At 68.2% G+C, this 24,726-nt stretch carries 18 protein-coding genes; 9 read left to right on the plus strand and 9 right to left on the minus strand.

Annotation, left to right across the window (positions count from 1 at the left end):
* Window positions 1-227: 227 nt before the first annotated feature.
* The 5 genes from ACYQ5L_RS31855 to ACYQ5L_RS31875 all read left to right on the plus strand — a co-directional run bounded on the left by ACYQ5L_RS31855 (window position 228) and on the right by ACYQ5L_RS31875 (window position 10,853).
* Complete coding sequence (locus ACYQ5L_RS31855) at window positions 228-944, plus strand: hypothetical protein (protein ID WP_459961896.1); 717 nt, start codon at window positions 228-230, stop codon at window positions 942-944.
* Window positions 941-1,885, plus strand: coding sequence for an ATP-binding cassette domain-containing protein (locus tag ACYQ5L_RS31860; protein WP_459961897.1), 945 nt, complete (start codon window positions 941-943; stop codon window positions 1,883-1,885). Before ACYQ5L_RS31855 ends, ACYQ5L_RS31860 begins: the two co-directional genes overlap by 4 nt.
* A gap of 40 nt (window positions 1,886-1,925) precedes the next feature.
* On the plus strand, window positions 1,926-2,714 hold the full coding sequence (locus ACYQ5L_RS31865; protein WP_459961898.1) for an ABC transporter permease: 789 nt from the start codon (window positions 1,926-1,928) through the stop codon (window positions 2,712-2,714).
* Between the two features lie 170 nt (window positions 2,715-2,884).
* Window positions 2,885-6,964 carry an ABC transporter ATP-binding protein gene (locus tag ACYQ5L_RS31870; RefSeq protein ID WP_459961899.1) on the plus strand — a complete coding sequence of 1,360 codons (4,080 nt, stop codon included), beginning with the start codon at window positions 2,885-2,887 and terminating at the stop codon, window positions 6,962-6,964.
* Between the two features lie 112 nt (window positions 6,965-7,076).
* Window positions 7,077-10,853, plus strand: a complete 3,777-nt coding sequence (locus ACYQ5L_RS31875; protein WP_459961900.1) for a multifunctional oxoglutarate decarboxylase/oxoglutarate dehydrogenase thiamine pyrophosphate-binding subunit/dihydrolipoyllysine-residue succinyltransferase subunit — start codon at window positions 7,077-7,079, stop codon at window positions 10,851-10,853.
* Between the two features lie 80 nt (window positions 10,854-10,933).
* Here ACYQ5L_RS31875 and ACYQ5L_RS31880 read toward each other — a convergent pair whose 3' ends face one another.
* Window positions 10,934-11,068 carry a hypothetical protein gene (locus ACYQ5L_RS31880; protein ID WP_459961901.1) on the minus strand — a complete coding sequence of 45 codons (135 nt, stop codon included), beginning with the start codon at window positions 11,066-11,068 and terminating at the stop codon, window positions 10,934-10,936.
* Between the two features lie 208 nt (window positions 11,069-11,276).
* On the opposite strand from ACYQ5L_RS31880, the gene ACYQ5L_RS31885 reads away from it, so the two are divergent.
* Entirely contained in the window at window positions 11,277-11,885 is a 609-nt protein-coding gene (locus tag ACYQ5L_RS31885) for a PadR family transcriptional regulator (RefSeq protein ID WP_459961902.1), read from the plus strand.
* 11 nt (window positions 11,886-11,896) lie between these two features.
* Entirely contained in the window at window positions 11,897-13,372 is a 1,476-nt protein-coding gene (locus ACYQ5L_RS31890; RefSeq protein ID WP_459961903.1) for a DHA2 family efflux MFS transporter permease subunit, read from the plus strand.
* Between the two features lie 22 nt (window positions 13,373-13,394).
* Here the strand turns inward: ACYQ5L_RS31890 and ACYQ5L_RS31895 are convergent, their stop codons facing one another.
* The 3 genes from ACYQ5L_RS31895 to ACYQ5L_RS31905 form a co-directional block, all read right to left on the minus strand.
* Complete coding sequence (locus tag ACYQ5L_RS31895; RefSeq protein ID WP_379197846.1) at window positions 13,395-14,015, minus strand: Uma2 family endonuclease; 621 nt, start codon at window positions 14,013-14,015, stop codon at window positions 13,395-13,397.
* Window positions 14,016-14,189: 174 nt separating this feature from the next.
* Entirely contained in the window at window positions 14,190-15,836 is a 1,647-nt protein-coding gene (locus tag ACYQ5L_RS31900; protein ID WP_459961904.1) for a molybdopterin-dependent oxidoreductase, read from the minus strand.
* A gap of 81 nt (window positions 15,837-15,917) precedes the next feature.
* Window positions 15,918-16,481: a CGNR zinc finger domain-containing protein gene (locus ACYQ5L_RS31905; RefSeq protein WP_459961905.1), complete on the minus strand. Its 564-nt coding sequence runs from the start codon at window positions 16,479-16,481 to the stop codon at window positions 15,918-15,920.
* 87 nt (window positions 16,482-16,568) lie between these two features.
* Between ACYQ5L_RS31905 and ACYQ5L_RS31910 the strand changes: the two genes are divergently transcribed.
* Window positions 16,569-17,441 carry an alpha/beta fold hydrolase gene (locus tag ACYQ5L_RS31910; RefSeq protein WP_459961906.1) on the plus strand — a complete coding sequence of 291 codons (873 nt, stop codon included), beginning with the start codon at window positions 16,569-16,571 and terminating at the stop codon, window positions 17,439-17,441.
* Window positions 17,442-17,779: 338 nt separating this feature from the next.
* On the opposite strand, the gene ACYQ5L_RS31915 is transcribed toward ACYQ5L_RS31910, so the two are convergent.
* The 5 genes from ACYQ5L_RS31915 to ACYQ5L_RS31935 form a co-directional block, all read right to left on the minus strand.
* The gene (locus ACYQ5L_RS31915) at window positions 17,780-18,199 is read right to left on the minus strand and encodes a VOC family protein (protein WP_459961907.1); all 420 of its coding nucleotides are present in this window, start codon (window positions 18,197-18,199) and stop codon (window positions 17,780-17,782) included.
* A 92-nt stretch (window positions 18,200-18,291) separates the two neighbouring features.
* Entirely contained in the window at window positions 18,292-20,082 is a 1,791-nt protein-coding gene (locus ACYQ5L_RS31920) for an AMP-dependent synthetase/ligase (protein WP_459961908.1), read from the minus strand.
* Between the two features lie 195 nt (window positions 20,083-20,277).
* Window positions 20,278-21,192: an alpha/beta hydrolase gene (locus ACYQ5L_RS31925; RefSeq protein ID WP_459961909.1), complete on the minus strand. Its 915-nt coding sequence runs from the start codon at window positions 21,190-21,192 to the stop codon at window positions 20,278-20,280.
* Window positions 21,193-21,203: 11 nt separating this feature from the next.
* The gene (locus tag ACYQ5L_RS31930; protein ID WP_459961910.1) at window positions 21,204-22,034 is read right to left on the minus strand and encodes an SDR family NAD(P)-dependent oxidoreductase; all 831 of its coding nucleotides are present in this window, start codon (window positions 22,032-22,034) and stop codon (window positions 21,204-21,206) included.
* Between the two features lie 47 nt (window positions 22,035-22,081).
* Window positions 22,082-23,581 carry a flavin-containing monooxygenase gene (locus ACYQ5L_RS31935; protein WP_459961911.1) on the minus strand — a complete coding sequence of 500 codons (1,500 nt, stop codon included), beginning with the start codon at window positions 23,579-23,581 and terminating at the stop codon, window positions 22,082-22,084.
* Between the two features lie 68 nt (window positions 23,582-23,649).
* Between ACYQ5L_RS31935 and ACYQ5L_RS31940 the strand changes: the two genes are divergently transcribed.
* Complete coding sequence (locus ACYQ5L_RS31940; protein WP_459961912.1) at window positions 23,650-24,291, plus strand: TetR/AcrR family transcriptional regulator; 642 nt, start codon at window positions 23,650-23,652, stop codon at window positions 24,289-24,291.
* Window positions 24,292-24,726: the final 435 nt, after the last annotated feature.

A 24,726-nucleotide genomic window follows, 5' to 3' on the forward strand; every position in this document is an offset into this window, starting at 1 on the left:
CGCGACAACTGATTTGGCGAGCCAGGGGGTAACTCCGGGGGTACGACCAGAACCCGGCACGGCACCTATCCGCAGGCCCGGGGCGGAAATTGCGGAGCACCCGAGGGGCCGGCAGAAGGCGCGGAGAGGCGGGGGAGCCTCGCCGGGTGGAACTGCCTGCTCTCGCGGTTCGTTGACCCGGTGCCATAGAGTTTCGGTCGGAGGACCGTGCGAATTAAGGGGTATCGATGTTCAAGTCCGGGCTCGAGAAGGCGGTCGTCTCGCTGCTCGACAATGGGGCGCAGGTGCAGGCACCCGCCGTCGCCAAGTACGTCGAGCGGACCCGACGCAGTCATCCCGATGACACCCCCGCCCAGGTGCTGCAGCGGCTGGAGAAGCTCTACCTCAATACCGTGACCGCCAGCGGCACCGCCGTGGGCGCCACCGCCGCGGTGCCGGGCGTCGGCACCGTCGCCTCGCTCACCGCCATGAGCGCCGAGACCGCGTTCTTCCTGGAGGCCTCCGCGGTGTTCACCCTCGCCGTGGCCGCCGTGCACGGCATCGCCCCCGAGGACAAGGAACGCCGCCGCGCCCTGGTGCTGGCCGTCGTGCTCGGCGAGAGCGGCATGGAGATCGTGCAGAAGAGCGTCGGCCACTCCGCCAAGAACTGGGGCAATCTGCTGGCCAACAAGATTCCCGGCATCAGCTCCATGAACGATTCGCTGCTCAAGCGCTTCATGGTGCAGTTCCTGGCCAAGCGCAGCGCGCTCATGCTGGGCAAGGTGATCCCGGCCGGAATCGGCGCGGCCATCGGCGGATTCGGCAACCGGGCCATGGGGCACCATGTGATCGACAATGCCCGCAAGGCCTTCGGCGCGCCCCCGGTGACCTGGCCCGAGCCGCTGGTCATCGATGCCGATCCGCTGCCCGCCGTGGAAGCCGCGCCGCGGAAACCGCAGGCATGAGCAGACCGCGGCCGCTCGCCTTCGCCGCCGGCGGGCTCAGCAAGGTGTTCGGGACCGTCACGGCGGTCGACGATGTGAGTTTCGTGGTGCCCGCGGGGAAGATCGCCGCGCTGGTGGGGCCGCCCGGGTCGGGCAAGTCCACGGTGCTGCGCATGCTGCTGGGCCAGTTGCGGCCGACGGCGGGCACCGCGAGCGTGGGCGGGCCCGGTTCCGGGGTGCGCCCGGGGCGGCAGGCCGTCGGCGCCATGCTGTCGCCGCGCGGACTGCATCCGGCGCGCACCGTCGCCGGTCAGCTGCGGGTGTTCGCGGCCGCCGCGGGGGTCTCCGACTCCCGGGTGGCAGAGCTGCTGACCCTGGTGCGGCTCGATGCCGTTGCCGGGCAACGGCTGTCGGTCCTGCCCGCCGGAGCGCACACCCGGCTGGCGCTGGCCATCGCGCTGCTCGGCGATCCGCCGCTACTGCTGCTCGACGATCCCGCCGCGGGCCTGGATCCCGCGGAGGCCGTGTGGCTCAACGACTTCCTGCACTCGCATGCGCGCCGCGGCGGCACCGTGCTGCTGACCGCGCGCACCCTCACCGCGGTGCTGTCCGTGGCCGATGAGCTCATCGTGCTGAATCAGGGCAGGATCGCTTATCAGGGCAGCCCGGCCCGGCTGCGCCGCAGTCATCCGGATCGCATCCTGGTCAAGGCTTCCAGCCCGATCGCACTGGCCACCGCCCTTGCGGCAGCGGGTTTCACCGATGCCGTCATGCGCCCCGACGGCCGGCTCGCCGTCGCGGAGGCGAGCCTGCCGCAGCTGGAGGCGGCGGCCGCCACGGCGCGGGTGCAGCTCACCGAGATCACCGCCGAGCACATTCACCCCGACCACGTCCTCGCCACCCTCACCCGCCCGGCGGTCGCCGCCCACCCGTCGCCGACGACGTACGGGATGCCGCGTTGACCCTCGCGCGCGGGTGCGAATTTCCACGAAGGGACTTCCGATGATCCTCACCGCTGTGCCGGAATCCGTGCTGCGGGCGGTGAACTCCGAAGTCCGCAAGGTCGTTTCGCTGCGCATGAACCGGACGCTGGCGGCGATCGTCATGGGCGGCGGTCTGTTCGCGTTCACCGCCATGGGCCTGTTCCTCGACTCCACGCTCGAGGGCGGCGAGCTCATCTTCAGCGGCGGCTGGTCCGCGGCGGCGGTGGCGGTCGCCCTGGTCGGGTCGGTGGTGCTGGCGGCGGTCTTCGGGGCGGCGGCCGCGGGCAGTGAGTTCCGGTATCGGACGATCGACACCAGCCTGCTGTTCACCCCGGACCGGAATGTGCTGCTGGGGTCGAAACTCGGTGTGGTGGGGGCGGTTTCGCTGGGCACCGTACTGTTCACGGAACTGCTAGGCGGGGCGGCCATGCTGATCTTCGGGCGGGAACGGCTCGGTATCGGCGCCGGATTCCTGGCCATTCTGGGCGGGGTGCTGCTGGCCGCGGTGTGCTGGTCGGTCATCGCCGCGGCGCTGGGGCTGCTGCTGCGCTCACCGGTGCGGGCCATGGCCGCCGTGCTCGGCGCGGCCGTGCTGGAACCGCTGGTCTGGGTGGTCGCGCGGGCCATGGGGACCCCGGGGGTGGCGACCATCCTGCCCATCTCGGCCACCGTGGGCACCATGAGCGGCGGCGAATTCGACGACGGCGTGTACATCGCCCCGACTCCGGCGGCCATTGTGGTGCTGCTGCTGTGGACGACCGCCGCGGTGTCGGCGGCCTGGTGGTTCTTCACCCGCCGCGACCTCTGACCCCGATACGACCCGGTCGCCACGCACGGATCCGGCTCCGGGCAACCACGATCGATTCACCTGTCGGTGCCGAGGGGCACACTGGGTGATCGAGTGGTAGTCGGGAGCGGGAACAAACAGGGGGTACGGCGGTCTTACCGCTGTTGATGAGTGCGAAGGTGGATGAAGCGATGGGGCGGGAGTCGGACGAAGCGACGGCCGGCTGGCTGCGGCGACTGTGGGGACGCAGCAAGCAGCACCCGTGGCTGCTCGCGGGAATCGCCGCAGCGGTCGTGATCGGCGCGGTCGTGGAGGTCACCGGGCCGCTGCTGGCCAAGCGGGCCCTGGACGGGGCCACGGCCGGGAACACCGAGATCATCGCGGCCATGGCGGGGCTGCTCGCGCTGCTGGCCGCCGGGCGCTTCCTCGCCAGCTTCAGCCGGCGCATGTTCGCCGGGCGCCTCGCCCTCGACGTGCAGCACGAGCTGCGGGTGGATCTGCTCGGCGCGCTGCAGCGCCTGGACGGGCCCGGACAGGACGCCTTGCGGACCGGGCAGGTGGTCTCGCGATCCATCAGCGATCTGACACTGGTGCAGGGGCTGCTGGCCATGGGGCCGTGGTCCTCGCTGGCGGCACTGCAATTCGTACTGGCGGCCGGTGTGATGCTGTGGCTGTCTCCCCCCTTGGCACTGACGGCGCTGCTGGTGGTGCCGCTGCTCGGCGTGGTCGTCTATCGGGTGCGGCCCGCGCTGTACGCGGCGACCTGGTCGGCGCAGCAGCGGGCGGCGGATCTGGCCCAGCACGTGGAGGAGACCGTCACCGGCGTGCGGGTGGTGAAGGGCTTCGGGCAGGAAGCCCGCATGGTGGATCTGCTGGAACGGCACGGGCGGCGGCTGTACGCGGAACGCATGCGGGCGGCGCGGATCGACGCGCGATTCGCGCCCACGCTGGCGACCATTCCGCAGCTGGGGCTGGTCGGTGTCATCGCCATGGGCGGCGCGCTGGCCCTGCAGGGCGTGATCGGGCTCGGCACCTTCCTGGCCTTCGTCGCCTATGTCAGCACCATGACCAATGCGACCCGCACCGTGTCCATGGTGATCGTGATGGCGCAGTTGACCCGCGCCGCCGCCGAGCGCGTGAATCAGGTCATCGACAGCGCGCCCGCCCGCATCGACCCCGAACACCCGGTGCCGCTGCCCCGCGGGCCGCTGGGCATCGACATCGATGCGCTCAGCTTCGGATTCGATTCCGGCCGCCACGTCCTGCGCGATTTCGACCTCACCGTCGCGCCGGGCGAGACGGTCGCCGTCATCGGGCCCGCGGGCTCCGGCAAATCCACGCTGTCGCTGCTGCTCCCCCGCTTCTACGCACCCGAGTCCGGCCGGATCACGCTGTACGGCGCCGATTCCCGCGCGGACATCGCGGACCTGCGCGCCGCCGATCTGCGTTCGGCCATCAGCGTGGTGTTCGACGAGGCCTTCCTGCTCTCCGACACCATCTCCGCGAATATCGCCCTCGGCCGGCCCGAGGCCACCGACGACGAAATCCGCACCGCCGCCATCCGGGCCGCCGCACACGATTTCATCGAGGCGCTGCCCGAGGGCTACGACACCGTGGTCGGCGAACGCGGCCTGACGCTGTCCGGCGGCCAGCGCCAGCGCATCGCCCTGGCCCGCGCCCTGCTCACCGACCCGCGCATCCTCATCCTCGACGACGCCACCTCCGCCGTGGACGCTCTCACCGAGGCCGCCATCTTCGACGCCCTGCCAACCGATTCGGGCCGCACCACCCTCATCCTCGCCCACCGCGAATCCACCCTGGCCCGCGCCGACCGCGTCGTCAGGTTGCCCGGCCCGGATTCCGCACGCCGCGACACCACGGACTCGCACTCGCCCGCAACGGGATTCGCCTCCACCGACCCAGCCCCCGCGACGAGCACAACCGGGGCCGGTGCGGCACTCACGCCCCTCGGCCAAACGGGCGACAAGCGCCAGGCCGAAAATCCTCCTCGTCATTCCGGCGCGCTCTTGGCCGGAATCCAACCGGCCGGTGCGGATCCCGGCCAAAAGCATGCCGGGATCACGAGCGGAACTGCTCGCCAGCCGCTCGGCTCGGCGCCGCTGTCCAGCCAGGATTCGCAGGCCCGGGCCGACGATACGGCCGAGCGGGATTCGCGAGCGACCCGAACCGACGACACGACCGAGCGGGATTCACAACCGACCCGAACCGACGACACGACCGGTCAGGATTCGCGAGCGGTCCGGGCCGAGGAGGCGGTGGATCCGGATACGCCGGCGGAAGTCCGGCGGGCGCTGAGTCGGCTGCGGGCCGCGGTGGAGCAACCCGGGCTGGATGATCGGGAGTTGCGTGAGCCCGATCCCGGGTTCCGGCTGTCGCGGGCATTGCGGCCGGTGCGCTGGCTGGTGATCGGCATGGTGGCGCTGCTGGCGGTGGATGCCGTTGTCGGCGTGGGTTTTCCGACGATCGTGCGCTATGCCGTGGACAACGGCGTGACCGGCGGCGATGGCGGGGCGCTGGCGCGGGCGGCCTTGGTGGGCGCGCTACTGGCCGGCTTCGGGTGGCTGGTGGCGTCGACCGCGCTGGTGTGGGGCGCCAAGGCCGGTGAGCGCGCGCTGTACGGGCTGCGGGTGCGCAGTTACGCGCATCTGCAGCGGCTCGGGCTGGACTATTACGAGCGGGAACTGTCCGGGAAGATCATGACCCGGATGACCACGGATATCGACGCGCTGTCGACCTTCCTGCAGACGGGTCTGCCGGACGCGCTCATCGCGCTGCTGATGGTGGTGGGCATCGCGGGCGCGCTGGTGCTGATCGACGCGCATCTGGCCCTGATCATCTTCGCCACGCTGCCGCCGCTGCTGGTGGCCGTGTGGCTGTTCCGGCGGGTCTCCAATGCCGCCTACAGCGCCTCCCGCGAGCACGCCGCCACCGTGAACGGCGACTTCGCCGAGAATGTGGCCGGATTGCGGGTGGTGCAGGCCAATCGGCACGAGGCGGTGGCCGCGCGGCGCTTCGCGGAGTATTCGCAGCGCTACCGGGACAGCCGCATGCGGGCGCAGCGCGCCATCTCGGTGTTCTTCGCCTTCGTCGGCGCGTGGGCCGATCTGGCCCTGGCCGCCGTGGTTTTCGTGGGCGCGCGCCAGGTCGCCGACGGCGCCACCACCGCGGGCACGCTGGTGGCGTTCGTGCTGTATCTGCAATTGCTGTTCGGGCCCATCCATCAGCTGTCGCAGCTGTTCGACGGCTATCAGCAGGCGCGGGTCGGGCTGCGGCGCATCGGGGAACTGCTGCGCACGCCCTCGTCCATCGCCGCCGACCCCGCGGACGCGGTGCGCATCGACAGCACGCTGCGCGGCGAGGTGGTCTTCGACAATGTGCGCTTCAACTACCCTGGCGCGGCCCTGCCCGCCCTCGACGGGATCAGCCTGCGCATCCCGGCGGGCACCAGCCTGGCGCTCGTGGGCGCCACCGGTGCGGGCAAATCGACCATCGTCAAACTCCTCGCCCGGCTCTACGACATGCCCCGGGACGAGAACACGTTGCACGGCTCGGGTGATGCGGTTCACACTGCCGCGCAGGGCTCGGCAGCGGACGGCATCGGCGCCTCGGAGCAGGGTGTCCGAGAACCCCTGCACACCGGCTCGATTCGCGTCGACGGCGTCGATATCCGCGACTACAAACTCACCGACTTCCGGACTCAGCTGGGAGTTGTGCCACAGGAAGCTCACTTATTCACCGGCGACATCGCCAGCAACATTGCATTTGGCAAACCTTTTGCGAAGCCGGCGGAGATCGCGGCGGCCGCCGCGGCGGTCGGCGCACTGGAAACCATCGAGGCATTGCCGCACGGAATGCGGCAACCGGTCGGCGAACGCGGGCGCGGGCTCTCGGCCGGGCAACGGCAGCTGATCGCGCTGGCCCGCGCCGAACTGGTCGACCCGCGACTATTGCTCTTGGACGAGGCCACCGCCGTCCTGGATCCGGCGGCCGAGGCATCGGTGCTGGTAGCGAGCGAATCGGTGACCCGGGGCCGGACCGCGGTGATTGTCGCGCACCGTTTGGCGACCGCCGCGCAGGCCGATCGGATCGCCGTCGTCGAGCACGGGCGAATCACCGAAATGGGGACTCATGACGAACTGCTGGCGGTACGGGGAACGTACAACCGACTGTGGGCTGCGGCGCGGGCTACAGAGGGAATATTCTCGAGCGAGGACGAGTCGTCACGAGAAGATGTGTCCGCCCGGTGGTAGCCGTGCCCATGAGTGAACAGGGGTGGGCATATCCTCAGAGGGGGCGCATCGGCGCGCATCCGCCGATTACCCGTGCCGGGCACGTCACAAACGTCGCAGCGCGAAGAACGAAATGAGGCGAACACCTGCTGTGAGCAGCTCAACATCCCAGTTCGGACAGAACCAGTGGCTCGTCGACGAGATGTACCAGAAGTACAAGCAAGACCCGTCGTCGGTCGATGAGAGCTGGCACGAGTTCCTCGCTGACTACACGCCGGAGAACACCGGCGACACCGGCAACAGCCAGCCGGTCCCCACCACCCAGGCCGCGCCCGCGCCGGCCCCCGCCGTCGCGGCTCCCGCGCCCGCCGTCGCTCCGCAGCCCGCTCCCGCAGCCGCCGCGCCCGCCGCCCCGGCCCCCGCTCCGGCGCCCGCGCAGGTGCGCGCTCCGCAGACGACTCCGGCCCCGACCTCCAATGCCGCGCCGACCTCCGGTGGCCCCAAGCCCACCGCCGAGGACGAGACCAAGGTGCTACGCGGCCCGGCCGCCGCCGTCGTGAAGAACATGTCGGCGTCGCTGGCCATCCCGACCGCCACCTCGGTCCGCGCCATCCCGGCCAAGCTGATGATCGACAACCGTCTGGTCATCAACAACCACCTCGCGCGCACCCGCGGCGGCAAGATCTCCTTCACCCACCTGCTGGGTTACGCCATCGTGCAGGCGATCAAGTCGTTCCCGAACATGAACCGGCACTTCGCCGAGATCGACGGCAAGCCGAACGCGGTCACCCCCGCGCACACCAACCTGGGCCTGGCCATCGACCTGCCCGGCAAGGACGGCAACCGTTCGCTGGTGGTCGCGGCCATCAAGAACTGCGAGACCATGAACTTCGCGCAGTTCCACAATGCGTACGAGGACATCGTGCGCCGCGCGCGCGACGGCAAGCTGACCGCCGACGACTTCGCCGGCGTCACCATCTCGCTGACCAACCCGGGCACCATCGGCACCAACCACTCGGTGCCGCGCCTCATGCAGGGTCAGGGCGCCATCATCGGCGCGGGCGCCATGGAGTACCCGGCCGAGTTCCAGGGCATGAGCGATGAGCAGCTCGCCGAGATCGGCATCGGCAAGCTCATGACGCTGACCTCGACCTACGATCACCGCATCATCCAGGGCGCGGAGTCCGGCGACTTCCTGCGCACCATCCACAAGCTGCTGATCTCCGACGAGCTCTACGACGAGATCTTCCACGGCATGGGTGTGCCCTACGAGCCGGTGCGCTGGCGCAAGGACATCAAGGAACGCGGCATCGACAAGAGCGTCCGCGTGCAGGAGCTCATCGCCGCCTACCGCAACCGCGGTCACCTCATGGCCGACACCGACCCGCTGCGGCTGGTGAAGGACAAGTTCCGCTCGCATCCGGACCTCGATGTCACCCAGCACGGCCTGACGCTGTGGGACCTGGACCGCGAGTTCAATGTCGCGGGCTTCCACGGCCAGGAGCGCATGAAGCTGCGCGATGTGCTGTCCATCCTGCGCGATGCCTACTGTCGCCACGTGGGCGTGGAGTACACCCACATCCTCGATCCCGAGCAGCTGCAGTGGATTCAGGACCGGGTCGAGCAGAAGCACGAGAAGCCGACCGTCGCCGAGCAGAAGTACATCATGTCCCGGCTCAATGCGGCCGAGGCGTTCGAGACCTTCCTGGCGACCAAGTACGTCGGCCAGAAGCGCTTCTCGCTGGAAGGCGCGGAAGCCGTCATCCCGATGATGGACGGCGTCATCGATCAGTGCGCCGAGCACGCCCTCGACGAGGTCGTCATCGGTATGCCGCACCGCGGCCGCCTGAACGTGCTCGCCAATATCGTGGGCAAGCCCTACTCGAAGATCTTCACCGAGTTCGAGGGCAATATGAACCCGGCCGCCACGCACGGCTCCGGTGACGTGAAGTACCACCTGGGCGCGCAGGGCACCTACATCCAGATGTTCGGCGACAACGACATTCAGGTGTCGCTGACCGCCAACCCCTCGCACCTCGAGGCCGTCGACCCGGTGCTGGAGGGTCTGGTCCGCGCCAAGCAGGATCTGCTCACCAAGGAAGACCTGGTCACCAAGGGCGAAGAGGCGCGCACCTTCTCGGTCGTGCCGCTCATGCTGCACGGTGACGCGGCCTTCGCCGGCCAGGGTGTGGTCGCCGAGACCCTGAACCTGTCCGGCCTGCGCGGCTACCGCACCGGCGGCACCGTGCACATCGTGGTGAACAACCAGATCGGCTTCACCACCGCGCCGGAGTACTCGCGCTCCACCGAATACTCCACCGATATCGCCAAGTTCATCGGCGCGCCGATCTTCCACGTGAACGGCGACGATCCGGAAGCCTGCGTGTGGGTGGCCAAGCTGGCCGTCGACTTCCGGCAGAAGTTCCAGAAGGACGTCGTCATCGACCTCATCTGCTACCGCCGCCGCGGGCACAACGAGGGCGACGACCCGTCGATGACGCAGCCGCACATGTACGACGTCATCGACACCAAGCGCTCGGTGCGCAAGTCCTACACCGAGAGCCTGATCGGCCGTGGCGACATCTCCATGAAGGAAGCCGAAGACGCCCTGCGCGACTACCAGGGGCAGCTGGAGCGGATCTTCAACGAGGTGCGCGAGCTGGAGAAGTACCCGCCGGAGCCGTCGGAGTCGGTGGAGGACGAGCAGCAGATGCCGTCCACCCTGGTCACCGCCGTGGACAAGACCGTGCTGCAGCGCATCGGCGACGCGTTCGTGAACTCCCCCGAGGGCTTCACGGTGCATCCGCGCGTCAAGCCGGTCATGGAGCGGCGCCGCGAGATGGCCTACGAGGGCAAGATCGACTGGGCCATGGCCGAGTTGCTGGCCTTCGGCACCCTGATCGACGAGGGCCGCGCGGTGCGCCTCACCGGTCAGGACTCCCGCCGCGGCACCTTCACCCAGCGGCACGCGGTCATCATCGACCGCAAGACCGGCGCCGAGTACACCCCGCTGCACAACATCGGCTCCGCCAACCCGGGCTGGTTCGCGGTGCACGACTCGGCGCTGTCGGAGTACGCGGCCGTCGGCTTCGAATACGGCTACTCGCTGGGCAATCCGGATGCGCTCGTGCTCTGGGAGGCGCAGTTCGGCGACTTCGTCAATGGCGCGCAGACCATCATCGACGAGTTCATCTCCTCCGGTGAGGCCAAGTGGGGCCAGCTCTCCGAGGTCGTGCTGCTGCTGCCGCACGGTCACGAGGGCCAGGGCCCGGACCACACCTCCGGCCGTATCGAGCGCTTCCTGCAGCTGTGCGCCGAGGGTTCGATGACCGTGGCGGTGCCGTCCACGCCGTCGAACTACTTCCACCTGCTGCGCCGCCACGCCCTGGACGGCATCCGCCGCCCGCTGGTGGTCTTCACCCCGAAGTCCATGCTGCGCAACAAGGCCGCGGTCTCCGATGTCGAGGACTTCACGGACAACAAGTTCCGCACCGTCCTGGAGGAGCCGACCTACGAGTCGGGCGACGGCGATCGCGCGAAGGTCAAGCGCGTGCTGCTCACCTCCGGCAAGCTCTACTACGAGCTGGTCGCCGAGAAGAACAAGAACAACCGCGACGACGTGGCCATCGTCCGCGTCGAGCAGCTGTACCCGATTCCGAAGTTCCGCCTGAACGAGGCGCTCGAGGGCTACACCAATGCCACCGACCTCGTCTGGATCCAGGAAGAACCGGCCAACCAGGGCGCCTGGCCCTTCTTCGGCCTCAACCTCCCGGAGATCCTCCCGGCCCGCTTCGGCAAGCTGCGCCGCATCTCCCGCCGCGCCATGTCGGCCCCGTCCTCGGGTTCGTCCAAGGTGCACGCCGTCGAGCAGCAGGAGATCGTCGAGGAAGCCTTCGCCCCCACGGTCTAGGTTTTCGCGAAACAGCGCGAACGACACAGCCCGCCGAGTCATCGACTCGGCGGGCTGTTCTCGTTGCGGCGGAACGGATGTCAGGCCTGGGCGTCCTGCGCGTCGCCCTTGTCCTCGGCGGCAGCGGCCGGGCTCTGGATGTTCCAGGCGGCCATCATGGCGGCCACGCCTTCGGCGGCGGTGACTTCCTGAGCCTGCTGTTCCTGGTCCGACATATCGGGTACCTCCTTCTGCTACTTCCCTTGCGAAAGGTGATGCTACCGGTCGGTTTTCGGGTCATCGGGGTGAGAAATGTGCTGCGACAAGGGGTTTCACGGGCGAGTGAGGCGACTCACAGTCCAGTGAGCGAGGGTTGCCAGGGCCTATTCCAGAGTCATATATTCCACGTGGAATATTTGGCACGGAGGAACTGGGAGGTCAGCGGTGGGCGAGAAGCCGGCGGGGGCGGGGCTGACGCCGTTGTCGATCGCGGTGCTCGCGCTGCTCGAGGAGCGGCCGATGCATCCGTACGAGATGTATCAGCTGCTGATGACGCGGCACGAGGATGAACTGGTGAAGGTCAAGCCCGGATCGCTCTATCACGGCGTGGCCCGGCTGGCCGAGGGCGGGCTGGTGGTGGCGGAGGGCACGGACCGGGCCGGGAATCGGCCCGAGCGCACCACCTATCGCATTACCGAGGCGGGGCGCACGGCGCTGCGCGAGCGCATCACGAACATCCTCAGACAGCCCGTGAAGGAATATCCCCTCTTCCCCGTCGGACTCGCCGAGGCGCACAACCTGCCGGCCGACGAGGTGATCACGCTGCTGAGCGAGCGGATCACCTGGCTCGAAGGCCGGCGTACCGAAATCGAGGCCATGCGCGACCACGCCGCCAAACGCGATGTGCCGCGCCGATTCTGGATAGTCCTCGAATTCATGCAATCCCGAATCAGCACCGAGGCCGAGTGGTTGCGCGGGTTCATCGCCGAGCTGGAGAGCGGCGAGATGCCCTGGGATCCCAATGACCCGGCCCCCCTCACCCGACCGAGATAGGAACCAATCCCATGTCCACTCAACGCAATCCATGGCTGGCGCTGTACGCGCTGGTCGTCGGGTTCTTCATGATCCTGCTGGACATGACCATCGTCGCGGTGGCCAATCCGGCGATCATGCGGGATCTGCACGCCGACATCAACAGCGTCATCTGGGTGACCAGCGCCTATCTGCTCACCTACGCGGTGCCGCTGCTGGTGACCGGGCGGCTCGGAGATCGCTTCGGGCCCAAGAACATCTACCTCGTCGGCCTGGCCGTGTTCACCCTCGCCTCACTGTGGTGCGCGGAATCGGACTCCATCACTATGCTCATCGCGGCGCGCGCCGTGCAGGGCCTGGGCGCGGCGCTCATGACGCCGCAGACCATGGCCGTCATCACCCGCACCTTCCCGCCGGACAAGCGCGGCGCGGCCATGGGCCTGTGGGGCGGCGTGGCCGGGCTGGCCACCCTGGTCGGCCCGATCCTGGGCGGCTTCCTGGTGGACAGCCACGGCTGGGAGTGGATCTTCTATGTGAACGTGCCGGTCGGCATCATCGCCTTCGGGCTGGCGCTCTGGCTGGTGCCGGCGCTGCCGACGAATGAGCACAAGTTCGATCTGGTCGGCGTGGCGCTCAGCGGAATCGGCCTGTTCCTCTTGGTCTTCGGCATTCAGGAAGGCAATAACCGGGATTGGGACGGCGTCATCTGGGCGCTGATCATCGGCGGCCTGGTGGTGCTGGGGCTGTTCGTGGTCAACCAGTCCCGCAATACCGGTGAACCGCTGGTGCCGCTGGGCTTGTTCAAGGATCGCAACTTCGCGCTGTCCAATCTGGCCATTGCGGCCATGGGCGCGGCGGTGACGGCCATCTTCGTGCCCGCCTACTTCTACCTGCAGGCGGTCCGGGACCTGACCCCGACCAAATCGGCGCTGGTCTTCGCGCCCATGGCCATTCTGACCGGCGTCTTCGCACCGCTCATCGGCAAACTGTCGGATCGCATGCCGCCGCGCGTGATTCCGGCCATCGGATTCGCGGCCTTCGCGGCGACCGTCTTCGGATTCGCGGCGCTCATGACACCGGATTCGCCGCTCGCCGCCTTCCTCGCCATCGGCGGGGTCGCCGGTATCGCCAACGCCTGCATCTGGGCGCCGCTGGCCACCACCGCGACGCACAATCTGCCGGTGCAGCAGGCCGGTGCGGGCGCGGGCATCTACAACACCACCCGCCAGGTCGGCTCGGTGCTCGGCTCGGCCGCGGTGGCCGCGCTCATGTCGTCCAGGTTCGCGGCGCAGGGGCTGGCGAGCGGTCCCATCGGAGAGGGCGGCGCGGGTGCGGAGCGGATGCCCGAGCAGATTCTCGACAAGGTCAGCACCGCGCTGAGCCAGTCCATGTATCTGCCCGCGGCGATCCTGCTGATCGGCGTGGTGGCGGCCGCGCTGTTCATCGGCCATCCCGAGGGCGGCGGCAAACAGCCGCCCGCACCCGCCAAGGCGGATATCGCGGGCTGAATCGCGCGGCGGGGTGGGACCGTCAGTAGACGAGACCGAACAACCGGGTCCAGTCGATGCGGATCTCGATCGGCATGTCCACGACGGTCTCCCCCGCTATGTGCACGAGCCGCCGGTGCGGGCGATAGTGACCCAGCACCAGCACATGCGTCTGAATGGCGCTGACCCGGTCCCGATCCATGTACACCAGCCAGTACCAGGGGATTCCGGCCAGCGCGTACTCGGCCTGTTTGTCCGCGGTGTCGACGCGTTCGGTCACCGGCGACACCACTTCGATCGCGATCTTGACCCGGGCGGCGGACAGCAGCCCGGAATCATTGGGCGAGCAGGAGAACAGCGCGATATCCGGGCGCCGCACCGTGATCCGCGGTAGCTCCCACAGCAGCACGTCCTGATCGAGGCCGACATACAGCCAGCCGTCGTTGTAGCGGCTCATATGCTTTTCGGCGGCGGCCTCCAGCATGGACGCAATGCGCGTGGCCGCGTTGCGATGTGGCTGTGCGGGCGCTTCGGCCCGCACCACATCGCCGTTCACCACCTCGACCAACCGGCAGAAGTCGCGCGGCAACTTCTTCCAGACATCGAGCGTGATCGGTTCGGGCTGCAAGTTTTCTGCCCGCGCCCATTCGAGTACTCCAGACACGCGCGCTGTTCCGCCTCTCCGCGACTTTGGCGCACGGCATGGGTGCCGTAGATCGTTGGGCACGCGTGCCGGCGGTTGATTGCCAAAACCATTCTGGATGTACCCGGCGAGTTATCCGGGCCTCACGAAATCAGGTGTCACCTTGACATAAACATACCGGGTGCCGGGCACGATTCAGCCGATTCGCACGGTGATCGAGGGGTAGCCGGTGGCTCCGTCGGGCACCACGTCGCGGCGTTGGTCGGTCTGCACCGCCCCGGTGCCGTCGGTGGCGCGGGCCCAGATGGTGTGCTGGCCGGGGGTGGCCTCCCAGTCGTAGACCCACTGCCGCCAGGAGTCGATGCTCGGTTCGGCGGCGAGGCGGGCCGGTTGCCATTCGCCGTCGTCGATGCGCACCTCCACCGCGCTGATGCCGCGGTGCTGGGCCCACGCGACCCCGGCAATGGTGATGCGGCCGGGCTCGAGGCGGCTGCGGGCGCCGGGCGTGTCGATGCGGGCGGCAGTCTTGATCGGGCCGCGTTCCGACCAGCCGCGTTTGGTCCAATACGCTTCGGCGCGATCGAATCTGGTGATCTCCAGTTCGGTCACCCATTTGGTGGCGGAGACGTAGCCGTACAGGCCGGGCACCACCAGCCGGGCCGGATAGCCGTGCGCGACCGGGAGCGGTTCGCCGTTCATGCCGACGGCGAGCATGGCGTCGCGGCCGTCGGTCATGACCGCGAGCGGGCTGCCCGCCGTCCAGCCGTCGATGCTGCGGGACAGCACCATATCGGCGTCGGGATGCGGTCCGGCCTCGGCGAGCAGTTCATCGAGCCGGTAGCCCAGCCATTTCGCATTGCCGACCAGATCCCCGCCGATCGGATTGGAGACGCAGGCCAGGGTGACCAGCCGTTCGATGGGAGTGCGGGCGGCGAGATCGGCGTAGGTGAGCGTGATTTCGCGATCCACCATGCCGTGGATCCGCAATGACCAGTTCTCCTTGCTGACCTGCGGGACCGTCAGCGCGGTATCGATCCGGTAGAAGTCCGAATTCGGCGTGACATAGGAGGCCAGCCCCGGAAGCCGCAGATCCGCCGCGGGGTCCACGCCCGTCATCGGCCCGGACGGCGACGGCAGCTGCACAGCGGCCCGCTCCCCCGAAACATCCCGGGACCGCAATCCGAACAGCCGGCCGGTGAGTCCGGCGCCCATGCCCGCGGCCGCGGCAATGGCGATGGCGCGCACCACCTGCCGACGCTCCAGCTCCACATCCGACGACATAGTCGACTGCGCCCCAGCAACTTTCGCACCGCCACCAGCGATTCTCGCGTCGCCTCCTGCGACTTTCGCGTCATCCGCGGCGACTTCGGCCGCACCCGCGGCGCCGTCCCGGGATTCGGCGGCAATGTCCTCGTAGGCGGCGATGCGCCGGGCGGCCATGCGCAGCACCGCGATTCCCGCCCAGACGCCGAGCACCGACGGTACGGCCCACGTCCACGCGGCGGGCGGTCGGGTCAGGGCGGCGAGCACCGACAGGATTCCGAAGACGACGAACAGGGCCGACCCGATCGGCTGCCGCACCCGTTCCAGCAGCCCCGCGAGCGCCGCGACGCCCAGGGCCACCACGCCCATCGAAATGAACAGCACCAGTTTGTCATTGGTGCCGAACAGGTCGATCGCCCACTCCCGCAACCCATCCGGAGTGTTGTCCACGACCCAGTCGCCCACCGCCTGCAGGGGCGTACTGTCCGGGCTGATCAGCACGGACACCAGTTCGGCGACGCCGAGGATCACCCCGGCGGCCACTATTCCACTCGCTATCCGCAGCCCGCGACCGGTCATGAACGCGACCCTACTGCCGGATTCGCCGGATACACCCGATCGAGGTGTGACAGAACGGTGACGGACCCGAAGCCCCCGGTCCTAGCCGGTCGCGGCCTTGTGGCGCTGGTAATACCGGGCGACACGAGCCCGATTCCCGCAGCGTTCCGGTGAGCACCACTGCCGGCGCGGATGCGCGGGCAGGAAGAGCATCACGCAGTCCTCGGCGGCGCACCGCTTCACCTTGGCGAGGGCGGGATCGGTCAGCAGATCCACCGCGGCATCGGCGAGGGCGGCGGCCAGGCGAGCGCCGGCGGTCCCGGCGCGCGTCGGTATCGCGACGAGACCCGTTCCGTCCCAGTCCATGACGCGAATGGCAGGCGCGGCCGATTGCGCCGCCGTCAAACCCGCGAGCGCGGCCGAGGGCGGCCGCCGGTCGTGCAACAGGGCGTCGAGCACGGCGGCGGTGTATTCCCGCACGGCGCGCACGGCCTGGAGGTCGGCCTCGTCGAGCCGAGCCGGAATCGGTTCGCCCAGCCGGTCGGCCTGCCGTCGCAACCAGTCCGCCAGCTGTTCGGGCGTGGTCAGCAGGTCGGCGCCGACCGGCCGGGTGTTGACCAGGTCGAGGGCCAGCGGTTCACCGATCAGCGGTTCGAGGTCACTCACATTTCTAATGCTAACTCACCCACTTGACACATTAGAAGTGATCCGGCTAAAACTAATGCAACATCTCAACGAGAAAGCATGTGAGTCATGAGCGAGCTCCCCCTGATCCGCCACCAGAGCATCGAGGTCGACGGCGTCGAGGTCTTCTACCGCGAATCCGTCCCCACTCGTCCCGACGCACCGACCCTGTTGCTCCTGCACGGTTTCCCCTCGGGCTCACACCAATTCCGCCGCCTCATCGACACCCTCGGCGACCGCTACCGCCTCATCGCCCCCGACTACCCCGGCTTCGGAAACACCGTCGCCCCAGCCGATTTCGCGTATTCCTTCGACCGCCTGGCCGACATCACCGAGGGCTTCGTCCGCGAGCTGGGCCTGACCCGCTTCGCCCTCTACGTCTTCGACTTCGGCGCCCCCGTCGGCTTCCGCCTGGCCACCCGCCACCCGGAGTGGATCACCGGCCTCATCGTCCAGAACGGCAACGCCTACGAATCCGGACTCTCCGACGGCGCAAAGGATTTCATCTCCCTGCGCCCCGATCAGGACGGCGCGGAGGACACCATCCGCGGCCTGCTCACCCTCGAAGGCACCCGCGGCCAATACGAACACGGCGTCGCCGACCCGTCTCGGCTCTCCCCTGACAGCTGGACCCTGGACCAGCACTACCTCGACCTCCCCGGCCGCAAGGAGGCCCAGGTAGCCCTCGCCTTCGACTACCACTCGAACCTCGCCCGCTACCCCGAATGGCAGTCCTGGCTCCGCGAACACCGCCCGCCCACCCTCATCACCTGGGGCGCCAACGACCCCTTCTTCCCCGCCCCCGGCGCCCACGCCTACCTCGCCGACCTCCCCGACGCCGACCTGCACCTCTTCGACACCGGCCATTTCGCACTGGAAACCCACCTGCGCGAAATCGCCGGCCTCATCGCCGATTTCCTCGACCGCCTGCCCGCACGGTGACACCGCTCACCCACCGTCACGTTCCACCGGGCCGCCTCCGAGTACGGCCCCGGACACGCCACAGGAGCGCTCCTGCGACTTCAGAATCGCGATAAGACGGGATTTTGCGCTAAGACACCCCCTGTGTCGAGCGACGTCATCTATCGCCATCCCGGCATGCTTTCGGCCGGGATCCACACCGGTGACGACCGGACAAGGCCGAACCAGGACGGCGCCGCCAACCCGCCCGCATTCCGGATGCGACCGCACGGGTGTTGCCGGGGTGCGGTCACACGGTGCACGAGGACTGCCCGGCGGCCGCGATTCCATTGCTGGCCGGGTTCCTCGGTTGAGACGGGCTAGGAGGCCGGGGTGTAGCCGACCATCCACGGCACCGCGAACTTGTCGGTGAGCATGCCGAAGCCCTCGGCCCATTCGGTCTTGCCGAAGGGGAGGGAGACTGCGCCGCCCGCGGAGAGTTCGGCGAAGACGCGTTCGGCTTCCTCGCGGTCGTCCATGTCGACCGAGACGGCGTAGGCGGGGCTGGCGGTGTCGACCGTCTGGCCGGGCGGGCAGTCGGAGCCCATCAGCAGGTGGGAGGTGCCGCGCAGCGGGAGGGCCACGTGGGCGACCAGGTTCTTGGCCTCCTCCGGAAGGCTTGCGCCGTCGCCCATCTCGCCGAAGCGGGTGAGTTGGAGGTCGCCACCGAAGACGGATCGGTAGAAGGTGAACGCCTCCTCGGCGTTGCCGTTGAAGAACAGGTAGGGGTTCAGGTTCACGGTGCCTCCTCGCTCGATGGGGTATCCGGGAAACGGCGGCGGCCGCCGCCCCCGTAATGGGGACGACGGCCGCTGCCGGGATTCATCGGTGATCAGCCGTAGATCGCGTCCACATCCGCGGCGTACTGCTTCATCACGACATTGCGCTTGAGCGACATCTTCGGGGTGAGCTCGCCGCCCTCCTGGGTCCAGTCGACCGGGAGGATGCGGATCTTCTTGATGGCCTCGGCGTGCGAGACCAGCTTGTTGGTATTGGCCACCGCCTCGTTGATCTCGGCCACCAGCGCCGGATTCTCGATCAGATGCTCCATGGTGGTGTCGGTGGAGATGCCGTTGCGTTCCTTCCAGCCCGGCAGCGCCTCCTGATCCAGGGTGATGAGCGCGCCGATGAACGGCTGGCCGTCGCCGACCACCATGACCTGGCTGATCAGCGGGTGCTGGCGCAGGGAGTCCTCGAGCATGGCCGGGGAGACGTTCTTGCCGCCGGCGGTGACGATGATTTCCTTCTTGCGGCCGACGATGGAGATGAAGCCGTTCTCGTCGATGGCGCCCAGGTCACCGGTCTTGAACCAGCCGTCCGCGAAGGCGTCGGCGGAGGCCTCCGGATTGTTCCAGTAACCGCCGAACACGACCGGGCCCTTGATGAGCAGCTCGCCGTCCTCGGCGACTTTGGCGGCGTGCCCCGGCAGCGGGCGGCCCACCGAGCCGACCTTGATGTGCTGGGGGGTGTTCACGCTGACGGCCGCGGTGGACTCGGTCAGGCCGTAGCCCTCGTAGATGGTGACGCCGGCGCCGCGGAAGTAGTGGCCCAGGCGCGCGCCCAGCGGACCGCCGCCGGAGACCGCGGACAGGCAGCGGCCGCCCATGGCCTCGCGCAGCTTGCTGTACACCAGCTTGTCGAACAGGCTGTGCTGCAACTTCAGCACCAGACCGGGCTTGCCGTCCTGCAGCGCCTGGCTGTACCGAATGGCGACCTCGGCGGCATAGTCGAAGATCTTGCCCTTGCCGCCGTCGTGCGCCTTCTGCTTGGCGCCGTTGAAGACCTTCTCGAACACGCGCGGCACCGAGAGGATGAAATCCGGCTTGTACTGGCCGAACTGCTCCACCAGCGTGGTCCAGTCGGAGGTGTGCGCGACGGTGACGCCGGCGTCGAAGGCGGCCAGCGCGACGGCGCGCGCGAAGACGTGGGCCAGCGGCAGGAACAGCAGCGACTTGCGGCCCGGCCGCAGGAATTCGCTCATGGCCGCGCGGTCGGCGGCGGATTCGGCGTACAGGTTGGCGTGCGAGAGCATGACGCCCTTGGGCCGCCCGGTGGTGCCGGAGGTGTAGATCAGGGTGGCCGGGGAAGCCGCCTTCACCTGAGCGCGGCGCTCGTGCACCACGGCGTCGTCGAGATCGGCGCCGCGCGCGACGAGATCGGCGATGGCGCTCTTGTCGAGTTGCAGCACCTCCTTCATCTCGCTCAGCCCGCCTTCGATTTCGGCGATGGTGGCGCGGTGCTTGTCGTTCTCGACCACGGCGAGCTTGGTGGCGGAGTCGGACAGGATCCACCGGCACTGCTCGGCCGAGGAGCTGTCGAAGATGGCGACGGTGCAGCCGCCGGCGGCCCAGATGGCGAAGTCGAGGACGACCCAGTCGTAGCTGGTGGCGGCCATGATGGCGACGCGATCACCGAGTTCGACGCCGGAGGCGACCAGACCCTTGGCCACACTGGTCACGGTCTTCGCGAACTCCGCCGCGGTGACATCGTTCCAGCCGCCGTTGCCGTCCGGGGTATTGAAAACCACCAGGTTCGGCGTCTTCTCCGCATGCCGGAATGCTCCGTCCGACATATTGGCGCTTTCCGGGATGGTGTAAGAAGCCGGGACTTCGAACTCTCGCATCGTTGCCCTTCCACAGTGCGTTACTGGCAAGTAATGTACGCCACGCTCGACGGCCGCGTCGGACCGACCGCACAGTCTTGTCCCGGCGCGCGGTACCGGGGCCGACGCGGCGAATACGGCACCCATCCTACGGAGGACGAGCCGTCGGCAGACCGGTTCCCGCGCAGGTCGCGGGCACCGGCCGGGTGTTTCCGGCTATCCGGCCGAGCGGGTCGGGGCGGGCCGCAGCGCGCGCCGCAGGAAGCCGCCGAGCTCGGTGGTAATCGCGGCGGCGGGGGCCACCAGACCGGCCTGGAGCTGGGCGACGTGCCAGAGCCCCTCGGTTTCGGTGAACCGGGTATCCACCCCCGATTCGCGCAATTTCGCCACCAGCCGGGTGCACTGGTCGTACAGCAGCTCGTCCACATCGGCGTGCACATAGGTCGGCGGCAGGCCGTGCAGATCCCCGAGCAGCGGCGCATAGCCGGTGTCGCGACCGTCTCCGCCACCCAGATAGGCGGCGGCGCAGGCGCGCGACCACGGCTTGTTGATCACCAGATCCCGTGCCCGGTCCGGGATCTCGTTCGGATCGGCCCACGGGGCGATCAGCCCCAGCGCGGCCGGGATGAAACCGTGCTTGTCCCGCAGCCGCAGGGCCAGCGCCAGCGACAGCCCGCCGCCGGCCGAATCACCGGCGATGGCAATGCGTTCGGGACGGTAGCCGAAGGCGACCAGTTCCAGGAACGCCGCCTCGGCGTCGTCCAGGGCGGCCGGATACGGATGCTCGGGCGCCAGGCGATAGTCCAGAACCTGCACCGGGCAACCGGTTTCACGCGCCAGGAAGGCCGTCAGCGGGCGATGGCTGGCCGGGGATCCGACGGTGTAACCGCCGCCGTGCAGATACAGCACGGTGGCGATATCGGAGCTCGGGCCCACCGTCACCCGTTCGGCCGGGCGGCCGCCGAGCCGGACCCGCTCCACGTGCGTGCCCCGCGGCGCGCCCTGCAACGGGGCGCCCGCGTTCATGAGCGCCCGCTGCACCGCGAAGGGCAGGCGGGCGTTCAGGATGACGCGGAAGATCGGATGAAAGACCGCGCGGGCCACGGGAAGTGGGAGCGACAAGTCGGGCATGACCGGATTCCTTACGGCAGGACGCGCTTTTGCACGATGGCGGCGATGCGCTGATAGTACGAGCCGGTGCTGCGCACGAACAGGTCGAGAAGCTTTGCCTCCCAGCCGATCAGCACGCGACCGTGGCCGCGGGCGACGCCCTCGGTAATGGTCTGCGCGGCCATTTCCGGGGTGTGCATGGCCAGCTTGGAGTCGAACAGCGCGGCCAGGTTCTTCTGATCGAGTCCCTCGGCGACGGTGGCATTGCGCGCCACCGCGGTCTTGATGCCGCCGGGGTGCACGCAGGTGACCTTGACCTTGTGGCCGGACATGAGCATTTCCTGGCGCAGCGCCTCGGTGAAGCCGCGCACCGCGAATTTGGCCGCGTTGTAGGCGCTCTGGCCGGGGACGGCGATGAGGCCGAACAGGCTGGAGATATTGACGACATGGCCCGCGCCGGATTCGACCAGGTGCGGCAGGAAGGCCTTGGTGCCGTTGACGACTCCGTAGAAGTCGACGTCCATGATCCGGTCGATGTCCTTGAACGACGTGGAGATCACGTCGCCGTGGTGGGCGATGCCGGCATTGTTGTAGATCTGGTGGACCGCGCCGAAGTGCTTCTTCACCTCGTCGGCGTAGAGCAGCACGGCCTCGCGCTCGGCCACATTGAGCCGGTCGGATTTGATCTGCACGCCGTACTTCGCACAGCGGCGCACGGTTTCGGCGAGGCCCTCGGTGTCGATGTCCGACAGCGCGAGCTTGGCGCCGCGGCGGGCCAGGTTCTCCGCCAGCGCGCGGCCGATGCCGGAGCCGGCGCCGGTGATCACGCAGACCTTGTCCTTGAAGTAAGCATCGTTGCTCACGGATTCACTACTTTCGTCCGGTTGGGGTTACTTGCCGACCGCTCGGCCTATTTGCTGACCGCGTAGGCGGACACATCGAATTTCTCGAGCAGACTGCGGAAACGGAAGGTGAAATCCGGCCACAGTGTGGTGTTGTTGCCGTGCTTGTCGAGATACCAGGACGCGCACCCGCCCGTGCTCCACACCGAACCGGCCAGCTTCTTCTGCAGTCCGGCATTGAACTCGTCCTGCACATCTTTGCGCACCTCGACGGTCCGCAGTCCGAGGCCGTCGATCTGCGCCACCGCATCGGCAATGTAGTTGATCTGCGATTCGATCATGTACACCATCGAGGTGTGTCCCAGGCCGACATTCGGGCCCAGCAGGAAGAACATATTCGGGTAATTGTGGATCGTCGAACCCTTGTAGCCCTGCTGCCCGCCCTCGTCGAAAACCTCGGCGAGCGTGCGGCCGTCGCGCCCGGCAATGGTCTCGAACACCGGTGAGTCGGTGACGTGGAAGCCGGTGGCCACCACGATGGCGTCCACCACGCGCTCGGTGCCGTCGGCGGTGACGATGGAGTTGGCGTTGATCTCCCGGATGCCGTCGGTGACCAGGTCTACATTGTCGCGCGAGAGCGCCGGGTAGTAGTCGTTGGAGATCAGCATGCGCTTGCAGCCGATGCGGAAGTCCGGGGTCGCCTTGGCGCGCAGTTCCGGATCCCGGATCTCGGCGAAAAGCTTTGCGCGCGCGACGGCTTCGAGGGCGAGCATGGCCGGCGGGAACTTGGCCAGGCCCACCACCTGGGTCTCGCGCACGGCGTAGATGGCGGCGCGCGAGAGCGCCTGGTATCCCGGAATGTGCTTGAACGCCAGCTTTTCCGGCAGCGTGTAGGGGCGGTCCGCGCGCGGCAGCAGCCACGGCGCGGTGCGCTGGTAGACGTCCAGGTGCGCGACCTGCTTCGCGATATTCGGCACGATCTGAATGGCCGAGGCGCCGGTGCCGATCACCGCGACCCGCTTACCGGTCAGGTCGGCATCGTGGTCCCAGCGCGCGGAATGGAAGATCTCGCCCTCGAAGCCGTTGATGCCCTTGATATCCGGCAGATTGGGCTCACACAGCGCGCCCACGGCGGAGATCAGGATGTCCGCGGTGAACGGGCCCTGCGAGGTCTGGATGTCCCAGCGCGAGGTCTCGGCGTTCCACTGCGCGCCGGTCATATCGCAGCCGAAGACGTGGCGGTCGCGCACGCCGTACTTGTCGGCGACGCCCTGGATGTAGCGCTGGATCTCCGGCTGCTTGGAGAACGAGCGCGACCAGTCCGGATTGAGTGCGAAGGAGTACGAGTACAGCTGCGAGGGCACATCGCAGGCCGCGCCCGGATAGGTGTTGTCGCGCCAGGTGCCGCCGACATCATGGCCGCGCTCGAGCACCAGGTAGTCGTTGCGACCCTGCTGGCTCAGCCGGATCGCCATGCCCAGGCCCGAGAACCCGCTGCCGACGATGATGATGCGGGAATGCCGGACAGGCCGGTTGCCGACAGCTTTGTCTGTAACCTTGCGACTCATGTACCCGAGCGTAGGGTCTTATTGAGCCCGAGTCAACAGTATTGACTCATGTTCAGTAAGCTGAACCCGTGACCAAGGAGCGCACCGTGACCAAACCGGAGACCGGAGCCAAACGCGTGCGCCTCAGCCCCGACGAGCGGCGCAGCCAGCTGATCACCCTCGGCGCCCGCATGCTGCGCGAACGCGCGCTCGAGGATATCTCGGTCGGCGAGATCGCCGAACAGGCAGGCATCTCCCGCGGCCTGCTCTTCCACTACTTCCCCACCAAACAGGACTTCCACCTCGCGATCGTCCAGCACGCCAATGCCCAGCTGCTGGAACGCACCACCCCCAATCGCGATCTCGCCCTCCCCGATATGCTCCGCGACGCCATCCAGCGCTATGTGGACTACGTCTCGGAGAACCGCACCTCGTATCTGGCCCTGCTGCGCGGCCCGGCCTCCGCCAGCCCCGATCTGGCCGCCATGGTCGACGCCCACCGCCAGGCCCAGGTCGACCGCATCCTCACCGAATCCCCCATCCCCGCCACCGACGCCGACCGCCCCCGCCTGGCCCTCGCGGTGCGCGGCTGGATCGCCTTCGTCGAAGAGACCACCCTCACCTGGCTGCGCTCCGAACCCATCACCCGCGCGGAACTGATCGATATGCTCGTCGACTCCCTCCCCGCCCTGGCCCTGAACCAGGCACTATCCGCAGCCCTGCGCGACTGACCGGCGCCGAGCTGTCCAGCGGCCACTCCCCCGTGACGGCCGCCGCGATCAACGCCGCCGCCAGCGGGCTGTGCGTATCGGCCAGACTCCGGTACAACCGATCGGCCTCCGCGCCCCCGGCCATCGATTCGTTTTCCGACATGAACCCCTCCTGAAGTAATAACTGGGCAACAACCTCGGGAACTTCCAGCAATAAACTGAGAAGTCCCTGAAAATCCAAAAACCAGGCGGACTTTCACACGATTCGGAAGTTGTCCCCGGACCTTCCACGGTAAGCGAACTTTCGGCCCGCCCGGCCCGGTCCGGTATCAATCCGAGACATTGCCGATGGAAATTCGTTGCGCCGCGCCCTCCCGCCGCCGAGGTATAGGTGAACCTCGAGAGTGACACGGCGAAAGCACAAGAGCGCCTGAAAAATCCGGTCCGGCAGGGGTG

It is taken from the genome of Nocardia sp. IFM 10818 (genome assembly GCF_054655275.1).